The sequence below is a fragment of the Pseudomonas sp. ES3-33 genome, assembly GCF_000952175.1.
GTDB classification, from domain to species: Bacteria; Pseudomonadota; Gammaproteobacteria; order Pseudomonadales; family Pseudomonadaceae; genus Aquipseudomonas; species Aquipseudomonas gregormendelii.
This window is the reverse complement of the sequence record NZ_JZRI01000046.1, coordinates 24,779-39,584: the sequence shown is the minus strand read 5'-3', so window position 1 is coordinate 39,584 and position 14,806 is coordinate 24,779. Positions and strand designations below refer to the sequence as shown.

The 14,806-nt window shown below is 57.9% G+C and carries 17 protein-coding genes; 10 read left to right on the top strand and 7 right to left on the bottom strand.

Going from position 1 to position 14,806, the window contains the following annotated elements; all coding sequences use genetic code 11:
- Positions 1-8 precede the first annotated feature (8 nt).
- The 4 genes from UB23_RS07460 (at position 9) to UB23_RS07445 (ending at position 3,513) form a co-directional block, all read left to right on the top strand.
- Positions 9-899 carry a copper resistance protein B gene (locus tag UB23_RS07460; protein ID WP_045058704.1) on the top strand — a complete coding sequence of 297 codons (891 nt, stop codon included), beginning with the start codon at positions 9-11 and terminating at the stop codon, positions 897-899.
- 75 nt (positions 900-974) lie between these two features.
- Positions 975-1,361 carry a copper homeostasis periplasmic binding protein CopC gene (copC, locus tag UB23_RS07455; protein ID WP_045058703.1) on the top strand — a complete coding sequence of 129 codons (387 nt, stop codon included), beginning with the start codon at positions 975-977 and terminating at the stop codon, positions 1,359-1,361.
- A 3-nt stretch (positions 1,362-1,364) separates the two neighbouring features.
- Positions 1,365-2,303 carry a copper homeostasis membrane protein CopD gene (gene copD, locus UB23_RS07450; protein WP_045058702.1) on the top strand — a complete coding sequence of 313 codons (939 nt, stop codon included), beginning with the start codon at positions 1,365-1,367 and terminating at the stop codon, positions 2,301-2,303.
- A gap of 343 nt (positions 2,304-2,646) precedes the next feature.
- On the top strand, positions 2,647-3,513 hold the full coding sequence (locus tag UB23_RS07445; RefSeq protein WP_045058701.1) for a carboxylate/amino acid/amine transporter: 867 nt from the start codon (positions 2,647-2,649) through the stop codon (positions 3,511-3,513).
- Positions 3,514-3,576: 63 nt separating this feature from the next.
- Here UB23_RS07445 and UB23_RS07440 read toward each other — a convergent pair whose 3' ends face one another.
- Positions 3,577-4,875, bottom strand: a complete 1,299-nt coding sequence (locus UB23_RS07440; protein ID WP_045058700.1) for a mechanosensitive ion channel family protein — start codon at positions 4,873-4,875, stop codon at positions 3,577-3,579.
- Between the two features lie 193 nt (positions 4,876-5,068).
- Here UB23_RS07440 and UB23_RS07435 point away from each other — a divergent pair, with 193 nt between their 5' ends.
- On the top strand, positions 5,069-6,415 hold the full coding sequence (locus tag UB23_RS07435; RefSeq protein ID WP_045058699.1) for a DEAD/DEAH box helicase: 1,347 nt from the start codon (positions 5,069-5,071) through the stop codon (positions 6,413-6,415).
- 58 nt (positions 6,416-6,473) lie between these two features.
- On the opposite strand, the gene UB23_RS07430 is transcribed toward UB23_RS07435, so the two are convergent.
- A complete protein-coding gene (locus UB23_RS07430; protein ID WP_045058698.1) occupies positions 6,474-6,749 on the bottom strand; it encodes a hypothetical protein in 276 nt (91 codons plus the stop codon).
- A gap of 86 nt (positions 6,750-6,835) precedes the next feature.
- On the bottom strand, positions 6,836-7,567 hold the full coding sequence (locus UB23_RS07425) for a DUF899 domain-containing protein (RefSeq protein WP_045058697.1): 732 nt from the start codon (positions 7,565-7,567) through the stop codon (positions 6,836-6,838).
- Between the two features lie 172 nt (positions 7,568-7,739).
- Here UB23_RS07425 and UB23_RS07420 point away from each other — a divergent pair, with 172 nt between their 5' ends.
- Positions 7,740-8,129, top strand: coding sequence for a hypothetical protein (locus tag UB23_RS07420; RefSeq protein ID WP_045058696.1), 390 nt, complete (start codon positions 7,740-7,742; stop codon positions 8,127-8,129).
- Positions 8,130-8,277: 148 nt separating this feature from the next.
- Here the strand turns inward: UB23_RS07420 and UB23_RS07415 are convergent, their stop codons facing one another.
- The 3 genes from UB23_RS07415 to UB23_RS07405 form a co-directional block, all read right to left on the bottom strand.
- Positions 8,278-9,147 (bottom strand): DUF6279 family lipoprotein, encoded by an 870-nt coding sequence (locus tag UB23_RS07415; RefSeq protein ID WP_045058695.1) that lies wholly within the window; start codon positions 9,145-9,147, stop codon positions 8,278-8,280.
- Between the two features lie 99 nt (positions 9,148-9,246).
- Entirely contained in the window at positions 9,247-9,963 is a 717-nt protein-coding gene (locus UB23_RS07410; RefSeq protein WP_045058694.1) for a TorF family putative porin, read from the bottom strand.
- Positions 9,964-10,167: 204 nt separating this feature from the next.
- Positions 10,168-10,356: a hypothetical protein gene (locus UB23_RS07405; protein WP_177328536.1), complete on the bottom strand. Its 189-nt coding sequence runs from the start codon at positions 10,354-10,356 to the stop codon at positions 10,168-10,170.
- 351 nt (positions 10,357-10,707) lie between these two features.
- Between UB23_RS07405 and UB23_RS07400 the strand changes: the two genes are divergently transcribed.
- Entirely contained in the window at positions 10,708-11,544 is an 837-nt protein-coding gene (locus tag UB23_RS07400; RefSeq protein ID WP_045058693.1) for a CvfB family protein, read from the top strand.
- A 43-nt stretch (positions 11,545-11,587) separates the two neighbouring features.
- Positions 11,588-11,980, top strand: a complete 393-nt coding sequence (locus tag UB23_RS07395) for a DUF2177 family protein (protein WP_045058692.1) — start codon at positions 11,588-11,590, stop codon at positions 11,978-11,980.
- Between the two features lie 4 nt (positions 11,981-11,984).
- Here the strand turns inward: UB23_RS07395 and UB23_RS07390 are convergent, their stop codons facing one another.
- A complete protein-coding gene (locus tag UB23_RS07390; RefSeq protein ID WP_045058691.1) occupies positions 11,985-13,166 on the bottom strand; it encodes an MFS transporter in 1,182 nt (393 codons plus the stop codon).
- Between the two features lie 101 nt (positions 13,167-13,267).
- Here UB23_RS07390 and ptrR point away from each other — a divergent pair, with 101 nt between their 5' ends.
- Both ptrR and UB23_RS30495 read left to right on the top strand, forming a co-directional pair.
- Entirely contained in the window at positions 13,268-14,161 is an 894-nt protein-coding gene (gene ptrR, locus UB23_RS07385) for a putrescine utilization regulator PtrR (RefSeq protein ID WP_045058690.1), read from the top strand.
- A 139-nt stretch (positions 14,162-14,300) separates the two neighbouring features.
- Positions 14,301-14,429: a PA1414 family protein gene (locus tag UB23_RS30495; protein WP_003184145.1), complete on the top strand. Its 129-nt coding sequence runs from the start codon at positions 14,301-14,303 to the stop codon at positions 14,427-14,429.
- The last annotated feature ends 377 nt before the right edge of the window (positions 14,430-14,806 follow it).

Below are 14,806 nucleotides of genomic sequence, written 5' to 3'. Positions count from 1 at the left end.
AGCCTGACATGAACTTCGAACAATTCGCTAAATCGGTTTTCGTCAGCCTGGCCATCCTTGGAGTGGGGGTTACGCCATTTTCGCTGGTTTATGCGCAAACCGAGCCGATGCAAGGCATGGATCACTCGCAAATGAAGGGTATGGATGACGTTCAATTTCAAGGCATGAAGCCCGTGGCGTCCCAAGAAAGCCGTACACCGATCCCTGCACTTACTAACGCGGATCGCGCAGCGGTGTTTGAAAGTCAGGCCGGCCACCAGATGCACGACGATGCAATCAACTCGTTTCTCCTTATTGATCAACTCGAATGGCAAGACGCCGACGCTGGAAGCACCCTGAGCTGGGAGGCCAGCGGATGGATCGGAGGCGATGCTGATCGTCTCTTGCTTCGTACCGAAGGCGAGAGAACCAATGGCGTGACCGAAAGCGCTGAATTCCAGGCACTCTGGGGTCATGCCATCAGTCCTTGGTGGGACGTTGTCAGTGGCGTGCGGCAAGACTTCAAACCCGGTACACCTCAGACGTGGGCGGCACTAGGCCTGCAGGGCATGGCGCTCTATAACTTCGAAACGCAAGCCACCGCCTACTTTGCAGAGGGCGGTCAGACGGCGTTGCGACTCAAGGGTGACTACGACATTTTGTTAACAAACAGTTTGATTCTGCAGCCCACTGCTGAAATCAACTTTTATGGCAAAAACGACCCTCAACGGGCCACCGGTTCAGGACTTTCGGACACCGAGCTCGGCCTGCGGCTGCGTTACGAAATTCGCCCCGAATTCGCCCCTTACATTGGAGTGACCTGGAACCGTTCCTACGGAAAAACTGCGGATTACGCCCGTGAAGAAGATGAAGACCAAAGCGAAGCACGTTTTGTTCTGGGGGTGCGAATGTGGTTCTAATCCAGCCTCTCACGCACAGCCAAAACCTATTCAAACAATAAACACCCCCACGGCCCAGTCCGTCAGGAGCCTTGCATGTCATTTCTTAAAGCCTTTAGTGTTGCCGCAGCACTCAGCGCAGGTCTGTTGTTGAGCGCAGTCGCCCAGGCGCATCCCAAACTGCTGTCCTCCACTCCAGCAGAGGGCTCTACTGTTCGGGCTCCAGAAAAAATTGAACTGAACTTCTCGGAGAAACTCACCACCCAGTTTTCCGGCGCGAAATTGGTCATGACTGAGATGCCGGGTATGTCTGCACACTCTCCCATGGGCGTCAAAACGAGCGTTTCGGGCGGCACTGATCCGAAAATGATGGTTATCAGCCCCACAAAACCACTTACACCAGGCACCTACAAAGTTGAATGGAGGGCGGTCTCTTCCGACACCCACCCGATCACAGGCTCCGTGACCTTCAAAGTCCAATGATCCATGGATGACTCAATCAACATAATCCTACGCTTCGCGCTGTACATCGACTTGATGTTGCTCTTTGGCTTGGCGTTGTTCGGTATCTACAGTCTCAAAGGAAAAGAACGAGGCGGTGGAGTTGTTTTGAATTTTGAGTCGCTATTGGCAGCCACTGCCGTTATCGGCGTCTTATTGTCGATTGCCGCCATGCTGCAAATGGCCAAGACGATGAGCGGCGTATCTAGCTTCATGGAGCTTCATCATCATATTCTCGAGATGATGCTGATGGGGACTGATGCGGGGCTCACATGGATGGTTCGGATAGCCTCGTTGACGATGGCCGTGATCGCGGCCTTACTCAACAGACGAGCTCCTGCCATAAGCCTTTGGGGCGTCACGGTCTGCGGTGCTGTAGCACTGGGTACCTTGGCCTGGACAGGACATGGTGCGATGGATGAAGGCACTCGTCGATATCTGCATTTCACGAGCGATATCGTTCATCTTCTGGGTGCTGGGAGCTGGTTGGGCGCGCTCAGTGCATTCGTGATTTTATTGCGATCAAATAAGCTCTCAGGAGCTTTGCAGATTCAAGTGCTGGCTAGGGCCCTGACTGGATTTGAATCTGCCGGAGCGCTCATTGTCCTCACCTTGACCGTGACCGGCATAGCCAATTACCTATTGGTTGTAGGGCAGACATTGGAGACGTTGACCACCACTACCTATGGCGCACTATTATCTTTGAAGGTTTTTTTGTTTGCCGGGATGCTCATTTTAGCGGCCTTGAACCGTTTTTACCTGAGCCCGCTGCTGGAGCAATCCATTCAAATCGGCACTCACGCGGTCGCTATTAACGCCTTGCGGCGAAGCATGATTCTAGAGTTGTTGCTCGCGGTCATCATCATGGGTCTAGTTGCCTGGCTCGGTACTCTCAGCCCAGAGATAGAGATGTCTGTAGATTAGGCCATCACGCGAATACTAATGTTCAGGCACTGCCTTTCCCTCTTCAGCGGTACTCAGCTTCACAGTGCCGACGATTGGAATGCGCAGGCATTAGTGATCCAGAGGAAACCAAGTGGCTGAACAACGCAACTTCGCCTCTGCAACTCTCAGAGACATCGGCCCGTATGCCGGCCACCTGCTCGCGTATCTGCTGCACCACCTTCGCATCGCGGATGCCACACGGCCTTAGCCGTGACGGCGGAACTACTGCCAGCCTTCCCCAAAATAATGAATTTGTGCAAATTCAAACTGCGACAGCCCCCAAAACCCGCTATCGTCGCCGCCATTCAAAACGAGGCGACCCATGGGCTATCTACTTTTCGTCACCCTGATCCAGGCGTTTTCCTTCAGCCTGATCGGCGAATACCTCGCCGGACACGTCGACAGCTACTTCGCCGTACTGGTACGGGTAATGCTCGCCGGCCTGGTCTTTATCCCCCTGACCCGCTGGCGCTCGGTTGAGCCCGCATTCATGCGCGGCATGCTACTGATCGGCGCCCTGCAGTTCGGCGTCACCTATGTCTGCCTGTACCTCAGCTTCAGGGTCCTGACCGTGCCCGAAGTGCTGCTGTTCACCATCCTCACGCCACTGCACGTGACCTTGATCGAAGACGCGCTGAACCGCCGCTTCAACCCCTGGGCCCTGGTGGCCGCACTGGTAGCCGTGCTTGGCGCCGCAGTCATTCGTTACGACCGCATCAACCCGGACTTCTTCATGGGCTTCCTGCTGCTGCAGTTGGCGAACTTCACCTACGCCGCCGGGCAAGTGCTTTACAAACACCTGGTCGCCAAACACCCCAGCGACCTGCCGCACTATCGGCGTTTCGGTTACTTCTACCTGGGCGGATTTGCAGTGGCACTGCCCGCGTTCCTGCTGTTCGGCAAAGCCGACTTCCTGCCCGAAGCGCCGCTGCAATGGGGGGTGCTGATATTCCTCGGGCTGGTCTCGACCGCGCTCGGCTTGTACTGGTGGAACAAGGGCGCGTGCATGGTCAACGGCGGGACGCTGGCGGTGATGAACAACCTGCACGTGCCAGTGGGGCTGCTGCTCAACCTGCTGATCTGGAACCAGCATGAAGAGCTGGGACGGCTGCTCTTTGGCGGCATGGTGATTCTGGCGGCGGTGTGGATCAGCCGGCTGGGTATCAGGCCAGACCCGAAACGGGCGTAGGAGCTGCCGAAGCCTGCGATCTTCTGATGTTGAAGATCAAAAGATCGCAGGCTGCGCCATCGCCTACATCGCGTGTTTTTCCGGTTCTGGAACCGCGCTCGCGCCCAGCACAGCCGGCAACAAACCCGTGCGCAAATCCCCGCCACTGGGCTGCTGATAAAGACTCAAGCCAAACTCCGGCAGCACCGCCAGCAGATAATCGAAGATATCGCCCTGGATTCTTTCATAATCAGCCCACACCGTGGTGCGGGTGAAACAGTAGATCTCCAGCGGAATGCCCTGGGCAGTGGTTTGCATCTGGCGAACCATGCAGGTCATGTTCGGCTGGACTTCCGGGTGGCTTTTCAGATACGCCAGGGCATAGGCGCGGAACGTGCCGATGTTGGTCATCCGCCGCCGGTTGGCCGACATCGCCGCGACGTTGCCCTGGGCTTCGTTCCAGGCCTTGAGTTCGGCCTGCTTGCGACTGATGTAGTCAGTCAGCAGATGCACCTGGGACAGCTTCAACTCCTCGTCATCGCGCAGAAAGCGCACGCCACTGGCGTCGATGTACAGGCTGCGCTTGATCCGTCGTCCACCGGACTGCTGCATGCCGCGCCAGTTCTTGAATGACTCGGACATCAGGCGCCAGGTCGGGATCGACACGATGGTCTTGTCGAAATTCTGCACCTTGACCGTGTGCAGCGTGATGTCGACCACATCACCATCGGCACCCACCTGCGGCATTTCGATCCAGTCGCCTACTCGCAGCATATCGTTGCTGGTCAGTTGCACGCTGGCGACAAACGATAGCAGGGTGTCCTTGTAGACCAACAGGATCACCGCCGACATGGCGCCAAGACCCGACAGCAGCAACAACGGCGAACGGTCAATCAGGGTGGCGACGATGATGATGGCGCCAAACACGTACAGCACCATTTTCGTCAGTTGCACGTAGCCTTTGATCGACCGGGTGCGGGCGTGCTCGGTGCGCGCATAGATGTCCAGCAAGGCGCTGAGCAGGGCACTGATGGCCAGCAGCAGGAAAAGAATGGTGAAGGCCAGTGCGACGTTGCCAAGGAAGACCAGGCTGGTCTTGCTCAGCTCGGGCACCAGGTGCAGGCCGAACTGGATGACCAGCGACGGCGTCATCTGGGCCAGGCGATGGAAGACCTTGTTGTGCCGCAGGTCATTCATCCAGTGCATGGCGGGCTGACGCCCGAGCAGTTTGGCGGCGTGCAGGATCAGGTAGCGTGCCACTCGTCCGAGGACCAGGGCAACCACCAGCAACACCACCAGCGCCAGGCTGGAGTGCAGGAGCGGGTGCTGATCGAGCGCACCCCAGAGGTCTTGGACGTTGAGCCAGAGCTGTTTGATATCCATAAGCTAAAACGGTTCTTCTGTAAGACGCGACGGGTCGATTAGAGCATTTAAGACGCTTCATATTGCGACTGGAGACAAACAAGGCAACAAAAAAACCACTGATTAGCGCCGTTTGTATAAAGAAACTCGGCCTCGGCGCCCGAAACCGGTAACCTATGCAGCTGTTTTTTTGTATTTCTTCGAGGTAGCACCCGTGTTTTCCCAATTCGCCCTGCACGAACGCCTGCTCAAAGCCGTGGCCGAGCTTAAATTTGTCGAGCCAACGCCTGTGCAAGCAGCGGCTATTCCGCTGGCGCTCCAAGGGCGTGACCTGCGGGTGACTGCGCAAACCGGTAGCGGCAAAACCGCTGCTTTCGTTTTGCCGATCCTCAACCGTCTGATCGGCCCGGCTAAAGTCCGCGTCAGCATCAAGACCCTGATCCTGCTGCCGACCCGCGAGCTGGCCCAGCAGACCATCAAGGAAGTCGAGCGCTTTGCCCAGTTCACGTTCATCAAGTCCGGCCTGATCACTGGCGGTGAGGACTTCAAGGTCCAGGCCGCCATGTTGCGCAAGGTGCCGGACATCCTGATCGGTACGCCGGGCCGGATGATCGAGCAACTGAACGCCGGCAACCTCGACTTGAAAGAAGTCGAAGTGCTGGTGCTCGACGAAGCCGACCGTATGCTCGACATGGGCTTTGCCGAGGACGTCCAGCGTCTGGTCAAAGAGTGCACCAACCGCCAGCAGACCATGCTGTTCTCCGCGACCACCGGTGGTTCGGGCCTGCGGGAGATGGTCGCTGCGGTGCTGAACAACCCTGAGCACCTGCAGCTCAACAACGTCAGCGACCTGAACGCGACCACCCGTCAGCAGATCATCACCGCTGACCACAACCAGCACAAAGAACAGATCGTCAACTGGCTGCTGGCCAACGAGACCTACCAGAAGGCCATCGTGTTCACTAACACCCGCGCCATGGCTGACCGCATCTACGGTCGCCTGGTGGCGCAAGACTACAAAGCGTTCGTGTTGCACGGCGACAAGGACCAGAAAGACCGTAAGCTGGCCATCGACCGCTTGAAGCAGGGCGGCGTGAAGATCCTGGTGGCTACCGACGTGGCCGCTCGCGGCCTGGATGTCGACGGCCTGGACCTGGTGATCAACTTCGACATGCCACGCAGCGGCGACGAATACGTGCACCGCATCGGTCGTACTGGGCGTGCCGGTAACGATGGCCTGGCGATCTCGCTGATCTGCCACGGCGACTGGAACCTGATGTCGAGCGTCGAGCGCTACCTCAAGCAGAGCTTCGAGCGCCGTACCATCAAGGAAGTCAAAGGCACCTACGGCGGACCGAAGAAGGTCAAGGCTTCGGGCAAGGCTGTTGGCGTGAAGAAGAAAAAGGTCGACGCCAAGGGCGACAAGAAGAAAACCGGCGCCAAGGCTCCGACCAAGCGCAAGATCGCCAACCGCCCGAAGACCGACGCACTGTCGCTGGTGAGCAAGGACGGCATGGCGCCGCTCAAACGCCGCAAGCCGGAAGCGCCGGCCGCTGAGTAATAAGCGGTTCCAGCGCCACATGAAAAACCCGGATTAGCGTCCGGGTTTTTTTATGCCTTTAGCTTTCAGCTTTTTTCTCTGCTGAATTCAGCTCTTTGAGCCGCTGGTCAATCAACTGGCATTTGTCCGGCAAATCGGCACTGGCAGTACCCAGGTCCATCTTCTGCAACTCGTCGTTGATTTCCTTGGCCTTGGCCGGGTTCTGCTCGGTCAGCCGGGTCACTTCCTTGGCCAGCTGTTCGCGTTTGGCGGTGGCTTCTTCAGGCGTGCAGGCCCAGGCGGGCAGGGCGCAGGCAAGCGTGGCGGCAAGGGTGATTTTCAGCAATGTCTTCATGGGGCAGCCTCGTTTCCGGTGAGGGCGGTATAACGGGTTGAGCGTTTTGGTACGCAAAAAGTTCAGAAACACAGCGCGCCCTTCGTTCAACGATGGCAGCAGCTTGCCGGTGCTTGCGCCTCATAGCGGTCGTGGTGCCGCACCCACTCCATGATTTCTTCCTCATTACGGCCCTTGGGCGTGAGGTCCAGGTAATTGTATGCCCCAACCAACAGGTCGAGGCCCCGGGCATAGGTGGAGTAGGTGTGAAAAATATCCCCGGCTTCGTTGCGATAAAAGACGCTGAGGCCAGGCAGTTCTTCTTCTGCACCATCAGATTTTTCGTAGTTGTAGGTGGCTTTTCCGGCGGCAATATCCTCGGCCCGCGCGCAGACGCCAAAGTCGTAGTTAAAATCGCAACCTTCAGATGACACCCAGTCAAACTTCCAGCCCATGCGTTGCCGGAAGTCCTGGAACCGGGCATAAGGCGCGTGGGAGACCGCAACCACAGAGACGTCATGATGGGCCAGGTGCAGGTTGGCACCGTCGATGTGATCGCTCAGGAAGGAGCATCCAGGGCAACCTTCGTCCCAACCCTCGGCAAACATGAAGTGGTAGATGATCAGCTGACTGCGGCCGCCGAACAGGTCGGCCAGTTTCAGTTCGCCGCCTGGGCCCTGGAAGTGGTAGTCCTTATCGATCTTCACCCATGGCAAGGCGCGGCGTTCGGCGCTGAGTTTGTCGCGCTCGCGGGTAAAAGCTTTTTCATGGGCCAGGTGTTGCCGGCGCGCGGCGAGCCATTCTTCGCGGCTCACGACCGGATGGTTCTGAACGTTCATGGTGGGTTCTCCTTCAGGCAGCGATAGCGGGCACCCATTAGTCGTCCGGCCTTCGCCCAATTCGACATACCGCCGGTCAGTGCCGCTGAAAATCCAGGCTGAACGGCTGGGACCGGTGCAGGTCACACTCTATGAAGGCCAACTCACTCTCTGGCTTGGAGGTTGAATCAGGATGACGACTTATAACTGGGATTTGATTGAATGCTTGCTGCATGAAGTGCAGAGCGATGACACAAGCTTCGCGCCACGTGCTTATGCCGAAAAATACGCGGCGGCGAAGGCGGCAGAGGGCGGGGAACCCGAAAACCTTGATCACCTTAAAGCCGTGGCAGGAGAGTACGAAAAGCTATTGCTGGCGCGCGGTTACATCGAACCTCGGCCAGAAGAGCAGGGTGGCTCGGGGTCCAACTACATCTTGACGGCGCGAGGCTCGAGTTTGTTGAGCCTGATCGACAGCAGCATTCCGGGCAATGACCACCCGCGTCAGGTGCTGGACGAGCAGGAAGATGCGCTGGATGAAGTCACGTTCGATACGGTCGCGTCGAAAGCTCAGATTGCCTGAAGGCCCGCGATGCCCGTGTGGCTCAACTCTGTGGGAGCGAGCCTGCTCGCGACGCGGTATAACATTCAACTTTGATGTTGGATGGGATGACGCTATCGCGAGCAGGCTCGTTCCCACATGCAATCGTGGTATCTGAGCGGGTATTTGTTCAATTTTGCTGCGCCGCTTTCAGGCATTTCAAATCGTTGAAGTCTTTCCTCACTCCCTCGATCTTCTTCAATAACCGCTCGCGCTGTGCTGGCGTGCTTTCGGCCATCAAATCCACAAACAGCGATCGAGCCTGTGCTTCGGTTGCAGCGAAGGCCTGGCGATAAGCCGGCGTCCACAAACTCTCCCTGTTCACCAGCAACGTCTCGATGCGTTGCGCAAACTCCGGACTGTGGCGCTGCGCCACGGCCGCGCTGAATTGCTTCTGCCAGTGGACCCGGTTGGCGATCCATTGGGTGTTCTGGTCACCCAGAGCCGTGGACCAGGCCACTACACGTTGCTTCTGGGTCGAACTCAACGGCCCGAGCCAATCATCCAGGCGTTTCTCCATGCGCCGTGTGCGGTCCTTGATCTGTTGGTCCAGGGATGGCTTGAGGTATTCCTCCTGACGCTTGCGCTGATCCTTGGCAAAGGCTTCATTCATCTCCGCCACTTGCTTGTCGTCCAACCCCTGCAACAGCACGATGGCTGAGGGGGTGATTTCCCGGGCAGTCTGCGCGATGGCTTCCTTGGCTTCCTGGGTCCGGGCTTGCAGCGCTTCGTCGGTTACCTGATTGTTTTCGACCATGGTCTGCAGGCGATCCAGCCAGTCCAGATACCCTGGCAGTTGTGTCGTGCAGTGCCAGCTCAGGTGTTCCTTGAGGCGTTCGTTGAACCAGCCTTTCTGCTCTCCATTCATGTCCAGGTAGTCGCTGAGCGTCCAGGGAATGATCACGTCGAGGTTGCGATAGGCCAGGCCCACGCGGCTGCACGCGCCGAGGGCCAGGCTAAGGGTGAGGATGACGGCGAGACATTTAAACCAGCGCGACATGGGCGAGTCCTTGCAAAAGCCTGGCTACTTGAGGAGATTCTTATGTGATCGCAGGATCAGCCTTGCAGTTCATATCATCGGTGCACACCGCCCCGCCGCTCAGTAGAAGCTGCGCTCGGCCTTGAGGGTTACCAGCCCGTCGCACTGACTGTTGTGTCCGGAATAGGCGGAGCAATCACTGCCGCTGAGGTTGGAATCGCTGTAGATCAGGTTCAGGTCGATGCCCATGAAGGGGCGGGAAAGCTGCACTGACCAGTCGGTAAAACTGCCGATATTGCCGCCGTCGACCGAGACCGGCGCGTTCAGCTGGTGGCTGGTGTACTTCATGCTAACCCCAATTCCAAACGGCTTGTTGCCGCCAAGATCGGCAAACACGGTGCTGTTCTGCTTGTCGGGGTCGTTGCTGAACGCGGCGCCGAAGCGGCTGCCCAGTAACGTCAGGCCGCCAAACAGCTCCTGGCTGTCGAGGGTGTCCACTTTCGGGTAGCTGTAGTGAATCATCCCGACCTCGTAACCGAGCGTCTGGTCGAAAGGCTGCTTGAAGCCCATGTAGGAATCGACTTCCAGGTTGTTACCTGTACTCAGGCCCATGCTGGGTGACCATTGGCCGACGTAGAACCCGCTGTCGTGGCTCAGGTCGAGGCCGCCATGGAATGAGCCGACGGCGGCCGGTTTGACCAGGCCCTGAGCCATGCTGCGCGAGGGCGAGGTGCCGAGTTTCAGGTCGAAGTCGCCCAACTCGCGCTGGAAGATCTGCGCATGGGCGAGCGAACACGACAGCAGGGTGCCGAGCAATATGAGTGGGGGCTTGAACATGCGTCACTCCATGAACAGCGCGAAGCAGAAACCTGAAAGCGGCTGAAACGCTTGATCTAGAGGTGTGCAAGGATACCGGCGAATACCCGGCGCTGGAGGCCGTTCGTCGATTTTTGAGAATTGGGAGTTTGTGCGGGTATTTCGGGAGGGTTCAGTCCAAGCGCTTCGAAGCTCAAAGCGCCTATGGACCAGTTGATGCCGGTATTACTTTTTGCCCAGCGTGATCTGCTTGGACGGGCCGAACGTCTGACCGCTGACGCCTTTGGCAATTTGCTGGATCTCGCCGCCGGACTTGAGGAATGCAGCGATCTGGTTGTTGATCGATTCGCTGGTTTCAACGGCTGGAGCTGGCTTTGCTTTGCTGTTGGATGCTTTTTGACGCATGGCGGCCATTAACCTATAGAAAATTAACTTGGCCATGAATAATACAGGAAATACTTGACAATTGCTTGGGAAATATCTCCCCAATTTAATCTTGGCGGCAGTGGGATTTAAACCGGATTAATAATCTCCCGGTCGCCCTAAGCTGCTGTTTTAACTACAGACGTGTGGATGAGAAAAGGTTTTTTGTGCAGGCGATGGGCGCTGAAGCTGGGTCGGTTCGTCGGACGAGCGGCTGGTGCCGGTGAGCCAAACCCATGAAAATCAAGCTTTTGAGCTAATTTTTCGGCGCCACCGGGCCGGGCGCAGAACGCTGGCCGCAAAACCGGGTAGAATGCCGCCCACGCAATGAGGGTATTGGACATGGCTTTAATCGGGCGTTACAACAGTTTGCAAGTGGTTAAACACACTAACTTCGGTTTATATCTGGACGGTGGCGCGGATGGCGAAATCCTGCTGCCTAATCGTTATATTCCCAAAGATATTCCCAGCGAAGATGAAGATTGGCTTAACGTTTTCATTTATCTGGACAGCGATGACAAACTCATCGCAACGACCGAAACGCCGAAAGTTCAAGTCGGTGAATTCGCCAGTTTGAAAGTTGTTGAAGTCAACAGCATCGGCGTATTTCTCGATTGGGGCCTGCCTAAAGACCTGCTGCTGCCGTACTCCGAAGAAAAACGCCAGATGACCGCCGGCGAATATGTCGTGGTGCACGTGTATCTCGACAAGCACACGCGTCGGATCACTGCCACTGCACGGCTGGATCGCTACCTGGACAAGACCCCGGCCAGCTACACTGCCGGCCAGGAAGTCGACTTGCTGGTAGCCGAAGCGACCGATATGGGTTTCAAGGCAATCATCAACAACAAGCATTGGGGCTTGATTCACAAGAACGAAATCTTTAAGTTCATGCGCGCCGGCAAGGAAGAGAAGGGCTTCATCAAGGAGGTTCGTCCCGACGGCAAGATCAGCCTGAGCCTGCAGCCGGTTGGCGAAGAAGCGGCCACCAGCCTGAACTCGAAGATCCTTGCCAAGTTGCGCGACAACAACGGTACCTTGCCGATCAGCGACAAGAGCGATCCGACCCTGATCAGCAGTATGTTCGGCGTCAGCAAAGGCAACTTCAAGAAAGCGATCGGCGCGTTGTACAAGAACGGACAGATCGTCATTCACGCAGATCGTATTGAACTAAGCTGATGGCCGACCAGCCCCATGCTTATCAACAGGGGGATGGACGACCATGAAAAAAGAGTTATTTGCGTACGCGGGCACCTTGCTGGCGTTTCTGGTCCTGGATGGCCTTTGGCTCGGCGTGTTGATGGCGTCGAAGTACAAGGCACTGCTTGGCTCGCTGATGCTCGACAAACCGCTGCTGGGTCCGGCAGCGGTTTTCTATCTTTTGTATGTCTTCGGTTGCGTGATGTTCGTGGTATTGCCAGCCACCAGTTGGCAGCGCGCAGCGTGCATGGGCGCCTTGCTGGGCCTGGTGGCGTATGGCACGTATGACCTGAGCAACTGGGCGACGCTGAAAGGCTGGTCGGCCCAGTTGGTATTCATGGACATGGCCTGGGGCGCCTTTGCCACTTGCCTCGCCTGCACCGTTGGTTACTGGGCTGCCCGCAAGGCGCTGTGACCCTTCAACGTTGAACGATGGTTGTGCGGTCGCCCGCGCTGAATCTCGGTGCAGCATTGTCGGCGCTGCCCGACAGCGCACCCGCGATCAGCAAGCCGCTGCCGGCAACGATCAACCCAGGCTGCAAACTGCCGCTGTAATGGCTGCTTGCCGCAGCCAGCAGCGGGCCTGCGAGCTGACCTATTGCGAAGCACGCGGTCAGCAACCCCGCGTTGCGCTGAGTGGCGTGGGGTGCCAGTTCCCGCGAGCGTTGCATCACCAGTTGCATGCAGGCCAGGAACGGTCCGCCGCACAGCAGCACACCCAACGCCAGGCCCGTGCCACTGCCCAGCAGGCAGGCAAAGACGCCCGCCGCCTGCAGCCACAAGGTCGCCATCAGCCAGTGCCGGGTGGCGTTCGGATTGTGTCGGCGCAAACTCACCAGCACCACACCGGATGCAGCGGCCAGGCCGAAGCATGGCCAGAACAAATCGGCCTGCCATTGGCCCTGAAATTGCGCGCTGGCCATCTGTGAAAGGAAGGTGGCGGGAATGATGTAGCCCAAACCGTACAATCCATAGACCAGGCCCAGACGGCCGATGCCGCGGTGTGCGGTGCCTGCGTCGACGGGTGCGCTAGCCGCTGTTGCGGCTGGCCGGGGCAGGAATGGCAGGATCCCCAGCAACATCACCAGCCCGACTGCGGCATATACCAGCCACAATGTGGCCGAGGTCTGCCCCAGCAGGTTCGAGCCCAGCGCCAGCATCCCGGTCAGGAAAATGCCCAGGCCCGGTCCGGCAAATACCAGGGCACCCAGACGTGGACGACCGGCCGCGACGGCGAGGGGCTGACTCAAGGCGGTGATCATCACCAGCACCCAGGCGCTGGCCACACCGGTACCAAAGCGCAGCAACAGATGCGACCAGAAACCGTGGGCCCAGAACGACGCCAGGGTCAGCAGGACACATAGCCACAGCCCACCCTGCAACCGACTGCGGATCTGCGCAGGCCTGCGGGAAAACATCGCGTCCACGGCGCCGACGAAATAACCCAGATAATTTGCTGCAGCGATCAAACCCGCCGCAGTCAGGTCGATCTGACCTTCGCTGAGCAGGTGCGGGAGTTGGGGGGTCAAGGCGAAGCGGCCGATGCCCATGGCCATCATCAAGGCGATAAAGCTGGCAGACAAACGAATCAAGGGGTTCATGGTGGACTCCTGCTGAAGATCAATGACCGTCAGGCTAGGACTGATTGACTTTCTTTAAAAATGAATAATAGTGAGTAACTTATTCATTTTTGGAGAATGGCGTGGAATTCAGTCAACTGCGCATCTTCCAGGCAGTCGCCGAGGAGGGTTCCATTACCCGAGCCGCAGAGCGTTTGCATCGGGTGCCGTCAAACCTGTCGACGCGGCTCAAGCAATTGGAAGAGCAACTCGGTGTAGAGCTTTTCCTGCGCGAACGTCAGCGTTTGCAGCTGTCGCCTGCAGGAAAAGTTCTGCTGGACTACACCGGCAAGCTGTTCAGCCTGCACGATGAGGCGCAGGCGGCCGTGCAAGGCGGGCAGCCGGCGGGCGATTTTGTGCTCGGTACCATGTACAGCACGGCCGCCATTCACCTTCCGGCGTTGCTGGCGCGCTATCACCGCAGTTACCCGGCGGTGAACCTGCAGGTGCAGTCCGGTCCCAGCGGTGAGCTGCTGGAAGGGTTGTTGACCGGTCGGCTGGATGCGGCATTGGTAGACGGCCCGCTGGAACTCGCCGGCCTCGACGGCTTGCCACTGTGCGACGAACGACTGGTGCTGATCAGCGAGGCTGACCATCCGCCGGTGCGCAGCGCGCTGGATGTGCAGGGGCGTTCGGTGTTCACGTTTCGTCAGGGGTGTTCCTACCGCATGCGCCTGGAGGCCTGGTTCGCCCATGATCATGCAGCCATGGGGCGGGCCATGGAGATTGAGAGTTACCCGGGCATGCTCGCCTGTGTGATCGCAGGCTCTGGCGTGGCGCTGATGTCGGAATCCATGCTCGCCAGCTTGCCAGGGCGCGAAAGCGTGGCCGTGCACCCGTTGGCCGAACCGTTTGCCAGTGCGACTACTTGGCTGATGTGGCGCAAGGGCATGGTCGGGGCCAATCTGAATGCATGGATAGAACAGCAGCAGGCGGTCTACCCGGGGCTTTCGAAGGCGGAGCAGGCGTTTGCTTGAACTATCCGAGCGGGATTTGGATCAATTCAGTAACAGATCATTGTTTCTTTTGCCGAGCATTGCGCAGGACTTCGGACTATTATCAGTGCGAAGCGACTTCAGAATTCCGGTCGCTCGGCACTACCCTGAAGGGGGCACCATGAAAGAGAAAATCCAAAACTGGCTGCACGACCTGGGTGTCGCACTCGGTTTGATCGAACCGCCTCTGCAACCTGTGCCTATCCGTACAGACGACGAACAGCGTCGACGCCAGCCGCGCCGCCGTTAATCGTGGTTGCAGGCGCTCGCTTGCTCGCGATGGTCGCGAATGATCACACGGGCAGGCTGGCAGGCTGCATGCGCCGCTCGATCCATCGCTAGCAAGCTTTGCTCCCACGGACGCCCTCAGGTTTCCCATCGCCAGCAGAGCACCCGTAATCCTAGCTCCCGCAATCCTCTGCCAAGCAACCTGATGTATCCCCATCTCAATCAAAACGGCTCAGATCATTGGCCGTTTTTGCGTTTCTGAGCATCCAGCTTCCCGCCAGTAAACGCGGTCCATCCTGGTTTTACTCTTCCAGTACAGCAGGCCGATTCCGAATCCGCGCTGTCGCTGTTCTGCCATGATCTTTTCGGCGGGCGAAAAAAAACGGGTGTGGCAACCGA

Bases quoted from the DNA above. Each gene is read 5' to 3' on its own strand.
- UB23_RS07400 (WP_045058693.1), top strand. From the start codon at position 10,708: ATGGCTTTAATCGGGCGTTACAACAGTTTGCAAGTGGTTAAACACACT.
- UB23_RS07395 (WP_045058692.1), top strand. From the start codon at position 11,588: ATGAAAAAAGAGTTATTTGCGTACGCGGGCACCTTGCTGGCGTTTCTG.
- UB23_RS07410 (WP_045058694.1), bottom strand. From the start codon at position 9,963: ATGTTCAAGCCCCCACTCATATTGCTCGGCACCCTGCTGTCGTGTTCG.
- UB23_RS07430 (WP_045058698.1), bottom strand. From the start codon at position 6,749: ATGAAGACATTGCTGAAAATCACCCTTGCCGCCACGCTTGCCTGCGCC.
- copD (WP_045058702.1), top strand. From the start codon at position 1,365: ATGGATGACTCAATCAACATAATCCTACGCTTCGCGCTGTACATCGAC.
- UB23_RS07420 (WP_045058696.1), top strand. From the start codon at position 7,740: ATGACGACTTATAACTGGGATTTGATTGAATGCTTGCTGCATGAAGTG.
- UB23_RS07390 (WP_045058691.1), bottom strand. From the start codon at position 13,166: ATGAACCCCTTGATTCGTTTGTCTGCCAGCTTTATCGCCTTGATGATG.
- UB23_RS07445 (WP_045058701.1), top strand. From the start codon at position 2,647: ATGGGCTATCTACTTTTCGTCACCCTGATCCAGGCGTTTTCCTTCAGC.
- UB23_RS07405 (WP_177328536.1), bottom strand. From the start codon at position 10,356: ATGGCCGCCATGCGTCAAAAAGCATCCAACAGCAAAGCAAAGCCAGCT.
- copC (WP_045058703.1), top strand. From the start codon at position 975: ATGTCATTTCTTAAAGCCTTTAGTGTTGCCGCAGCACTCAGCGCAGGT.
- UB23_RS07425 (WP_045058697.1), bottom strand. From the start codon at position 7,567: ATGAACGTTCAGAACCATCCGGTCGTGAGCCGCGAAGAATGGCTCGCC.
- UB23_RS07460 (WP_045058704.1), top strand. From the start codon at position 9: ATGAACTTCGAACAATTCGCTAAATCGGTTTTCGTCAGCCTGGCCATC.
- UB23_RS30495 (WP_003184145.1), top strand. From the start codon at position 14,301: ATGAAAGAGAAAATCCAAAACTGGCTGCACGACCTGGGTGTCGCACTC.
- UB23_RS07440 (WP_045058700.1), bottom strand. From the start codon at position 4,875: ATGGATATCAAACAGCTCTGGCTCAACGTCCAAGACCTCTGGGGTGCG.
- UB23_RS07415 (WP_045058695.1), bottom strand. From the start codon at position 9,147: ATGTCGCGCTGGTTTAAATGTCTCGCCGTCATCCTCACCCTTAGCCTG.